General features: G+C 65.7%; 1 protein-coding gene and 1 pseudogene. Both read left to right on the top strand.

Annotated elements, in window-relative coordinates; genetic code table 11:
- Nucleotides 1-154: 154 nt before the first annotated feature.
- Entirely contained in the window at nucleotides 155-400 is a 246-nt protein-coding gene (locus ACK5M9_RS00820) for a hypothetical protein (protein WP_416891313.1), read from the top strand.
- An 80-nt stretch (nucleotides 401-480) separates the two neighbouring features.
- A pseudogene (locus ACK5M9_RS00815) lies at nucleotides 481-1,884 on the top strand (IS1380 family transposase).
- The last annotated feature ends 172 nt before the right edge of the window (nucleotides 1,885-2,056 follow it).

The raw sequence follows: 2,056 nt of genomic DNA, 5'->3' as shown, positions 1-2,056 counted from the left end.
GCATCCAACAACTCCCGCTCCCACCGCGTAATCCCTTGCGCCACAACATCATCACACGCCGCACGGCACACAGCCGTCAGACACGACCAACGATCGACGACTTTATTCAGTGGTGTCCTAGCGAGTTGGACCGACCTACATCAATGCTGTGAGCATGGATATCAAGGTTGGTGCCCTTGACCGAAGGGGGGCTAACGATGAGAAATGGCTCCGCTGCGTTTCCATTGACCAGACGGTAGCTGACCCCGTCGACCACGACTGTGAAGGTGGCGAGCCAAGCTATGTTTCCTTGAAAGAGCAGGTCAATGATCGTTGGATCGAGATCGATCGCTACGAGGACCGCCATGTCCGGTCCGCTAGCCCGGATTTTTCGCGGATTGTTGCTGGTGAGGGCGTGTAGATAAGCGAAAGTGACTGTCCGGCAAGGGATAATTGGACTTGTCGAGGGTTCAACCATCCTAACGGGAAGGCACTTCGCAGGTGAAGAATATCGCGGCCGCATCGCGGGTCAAAGTGTCGGCCGACGGCCATGGCGTCGTGTCGCATGCCGGGATGGGCATGCTGCGTGAGCTCGCCGACCGGACCGGGCTATCGACGCAGGTCACCGCCGCATTGGCGGACACCTATCGCGGGCCGTGGGTATACGCACCCGGCGATGTATTCGCCGATCTGGCCGCTGCGGTCGCTGACGGGGCGGACTGCATCGACGGCGTCGGCCAACTGTGCGGCGACCGCGAACACCTCTTCGGGGCGACGGCCTCCACCACCACGATGTGGCGGCTGGTCGATGAACGCATCGACGCCGCGCACCTACCGCTGGTGCGGGCCGCCCGAGCCGGCGCTCGGGCGGCGGCCTGGGCCGCGGGCGCTGCCCCCGACCCGGGTGACTGGTTGCACATCGATATCGACGCGACCCTGGTCATCGACCACTCCGACAACAAGCACGGCGCCACACCGACCTGGAAGAAGACCTTCGGGCACCATCCGCTGCTGGCGTTTCTGGACCGCCCGGAGATCGCCGGCGGGGAAGCCCTGGCCGGGCTGCTGCGCACCGGCAACGCCGGCTCCAACACCGCCAGCGACCACATCATCGTCTTGGCCCAGGCGCTGGCAGCGCTGCCCGCCCCATGGCGACCCGACCCGAGTCGCGGCCACGATCCAGACCGACCGAAGGTGCTGGTGCGCTGCGACACCGCCGGGGCCACCCACAACTTCGCCGATGCCTGCCACACCGCCGGGGTGGGATTCTCCTTCGGCTACCCCGTCGATGCCCGCGTCCAGGACGCGGTGGACACCCTCAACCTCGGCCAATGCTGGTATCCGACGATCGACACCGACGGCGGCATCCGCGACGGCGCGTGGGTCGCCGAGGCCACCGACCTGGTCAACCTGGACACCTAGCCACCGGGCACAAGACTGGTCCTGCGCAAGGAACGCCCGCATCCCGGCGCGCAGTTGCGGTTCACCGACGCCGACGGCATGCGGGTCACCGCGTTCATCACCGACACCCTGGTCGGTGTCGTGGCAGGTCAAGTCACCGGTCTGGAACTGCGGCACCGCCAGCACGCCCGGGTCGAAGACCGCATCCGCGAACTGAAGGCCACCGGCCAGGGTAACCTGCCGTGTCACAATTTCTGGGCCAACGCCGCATGGTTGGAAATCGTCCTGGCCGCCACCGATCTAGTCACCTGGTGTCGACTCATCGGATTCCGCACCCACGACCTGGCTCGCGTCCAGATCGCCACGTTCCGCTACCGGGTCCTGCACGTAGCCGCCCGCATCACCCACGGCTCCCGCCAAACCCGGCTACGCATCGACGCCACCTGGCGCTGGGCCACCCAGATCGCCACCGCCTGGCAAAACATCCGCACCGCCTTCGACTGACACACAGCCCGCCTGACCCATCGATCACGAAAGACCCACTGGCCTGGCAAAGCCCGCACCACCCGGCGACACGGGACCACCCCAACACGGCCCGAGACCGCAGACACCACCTCACAGCGCATCTTGCCGCAAAGCTCCACCGCGAACACCTCCGGCGAAAAATCGAGGCTAG

The sequence above is a fragment of the Mycobacterium sp. genome (genome assembly GCF_047975165.1).
In the GTDB taxonomy this organism is placed as follows: domain Bacteria; phylum Actinomycetota; class Actinomycetes; order Mycobacteriales; family Mycobacteriaceae; genus Mycobacterium.
The sequence above is the reverse complement of the archived record's forward strand: the minus strand, read 5'-3'. Positions and strand labels throughout refer to the sequence as shown.

Coding starts and splice junctions, on each gene's coding strand:
- ACK5M9_RS00820 (WP_416891313.1), top strand. CDS start 155: ATGGATATCAAGGTTGGTGCCCTTGACCGAAGGGGGGCTAACGATGAG.